The organism is Massilia psychrophila (assembly GCF_002760665.1).
Classification (GTDB): Bacteria; Pseudomonadota; Gammaproteobacteria; order Burkholderiales; family Burkholderiaceae_D; genus JAFCUW01.
On the sequence record NZ_PDOB01000079.1, the window covers coordinates 1 to 1,921 of the forward strand.

The 1,921-nt window shown below is 57.7% G+C and carries 3 protein-coding genes; 2 read left to right on the forward strand and 1 reads right to left on the reverse strand.

Translation table 11 applies throughout. The features are described from left to right. The first annotated feature begins 259 nt into the window (after window positions 1-259). Both CR103_RS24410 and CR103_RS21680 read left to right on the forward strand, forming a co-directional pair. Window positions 260-622 (forward strand): Rap1a/Tai family immunity protein, encoded by a 363-nt coding sequence (locus tag CR103_RS24410; RefSeq protein WP_502511523.1) that lies wholly within the window; start codon window positions 260-262, stop codon window positions 620-622. Beyond that, entirely contained in the window at window positions 619-1,089 is a 471-nt protein-coding gene (locus CR103_RS21680) for a T6SS effector amidase Tae4 family protein (protein ID WP_099917951.1), read from the forward strand. Before CR103_RS24410 ends, CR103_RS21680 begins: the two co-directional genes overlap by 4 nt. A 137-nt stretch (window positions 1,090-1,226) precedes the next feature. On the opposite strand, the gene CR103_RS24030 is transcribed toward CR103_RS21680, so the two are convergent. Further along, window positions 1,227-1,921: ATP-dependent DNA helicase (locus CR103_RS24030; protein WP_143752723.1), on the reverse strand; the 695-nt coding region annotated here is incomplete at its 5' end.

Consider the following 1,921-nt stretch of genomic DNA (forward strand, 5'->3'; position numbering starts at 1 on the left):
AGCGCTAAAAAGGAGAAAAATATCGACCCATCGTGACCGCAGGCATTAGAATTTGACCGCGTAACGCCATCTCATGCGCAGCGGTCACGTTCGCCGGAATGAGCGGTCACGTTCGCCGGAATACGCAGCGTAGCGTCTAACGCATACAGGGCCCCTGTCTTTATGGGTAGCATTTTATTGTGTTTAGTCAACGTGCCCGTTGCGTTCGTCCATCACCATAGGTGATAAAACGTTGGGGGCGCTCTTGAAATCTATCCTATTGTCGCTGTGGCTGGCGGCTTCTATCCCCGTCTCGCTAGCAGCACAGACCCCGGCGCCCGGTCGACTTACCGGCACTCAGATTATCGAACGCTGGACCGCGCCACCATCAGACGGTAGCGACCGGACGCCTTCACAAATCTTGGCGCGGGAGTATGTCGACGGCTACCTCGCGGGCGTGGCCGACGCAACGCAAGGCACGGTCTGGTGCAACCCCCGCGCTATCAAACCACATGAAGTCGATGCCGAGGTCATGGGCGTCCTCAAGTCCCTGCCGCCGGTGCAAACCAGCCGCGGTGTCGCCGCAAAACTCGCAATCGCAGCTCTATCGAAACGATTTCCTTGCTCCGGGGGCCGAAAATGAAGCCGAACTTTAGGATTTTGTTAAGCGCATTCTCACCTGCACCGACTGTACTGCGCGCTACGCTGTTCAAGGAAATTGGATGGGACGACCTCGTCGATAATCAGGCGTACTGGGACACATGCGCAATTCGCATGAGTCTAGCTTTAATCAAGTCGGGAATGACCATTCCTGGCCGGATGGAAATTAAATCCGGCGTTCATTGGGGCAAGTTCATTGAGCCTGGACAGTCCAAGTTGTCGTCAATCCTGGCCCGTCCAGGATACCTTGGTCGACCTGAGCGCTTCAAAAAATCCGAAGCGGAGGAAGGCATCGGGCAGCGCAGCGGTATAGTTTCGTTTTTCGACATTGACCCACCTAGCGACACGCAGCACGGGCATATCGACTTAGTTCGCCCCGAAAACAACTTCCGGCGCTGTTCGAGCGCTTGCTATTGGGGCTCGAGCAAAGTCTGGTTCTGGCCGCTCTAGTAGCAGCACGTCAAAACCAACCCCGCCTGCATGGCGCGAGGGACGCCGCCATGCGCTGATTGTGCCTCCGCACTTAAACGTCCGTTGCACGCCAGCGTGGTAGTCTCCATGGGCCCTGCGGCCCATACCCCGCCACTTCAGGCAGCTTCGCTCGCAAGCGCCAATTCAGTCATATACTCATCGAGTAATGAATCGAGTCCAACCATCCGAGTGTGCGCCCGAGGAAGCTCCTCCACCGCTCGCTGTGCGGCGACAGGGTTTCCCACCAGAATCACCTGGCTCTGCGCCCGCGTCATCGCGGTATAGATGAGCGTCCTGTCCAGCACCCTGCTGCCTGTTAGCACGACGATAACCCTACGCCACTGAGAGCCTTGAGCTTTGTGCACCGTAACTGCGTTCCCGAGCTCGAGGTCGTCAAGCATGGACTCGAGAACTGGGCGCCGCTCGCCGTCATCCCACAGGACCCAGGCGATGGCGTGGCCAATCTCTGCGCCTTCGGCGTTAGTCAACAGCCGCGGCGTGTCCTCGATTTCAACCAGCCGCCCCAGTGAGCCGTTTTGCAAGCCCCAGTCCCAAAGGTTCCTCGTACACAGCAGCTGGTCACCGAGATAGAAGCCAGTACCTGCCATCGACTGAAACTCATCCAGGTAGACGGACAGTAACCGGAAGCAGCCGGATATCTTCTGCTTCACTTTGGGCATACGCACGGCACGCTCACCGATATTGTTCGTGAACGGGACGGCGTGGTCAGCGATGAACAACAGAACGGCATCAGCGTAGAGCCGGAAGCGTTTGAGCAGGTTAAAAGCGACGGACTGCTTGACCGGCCCTC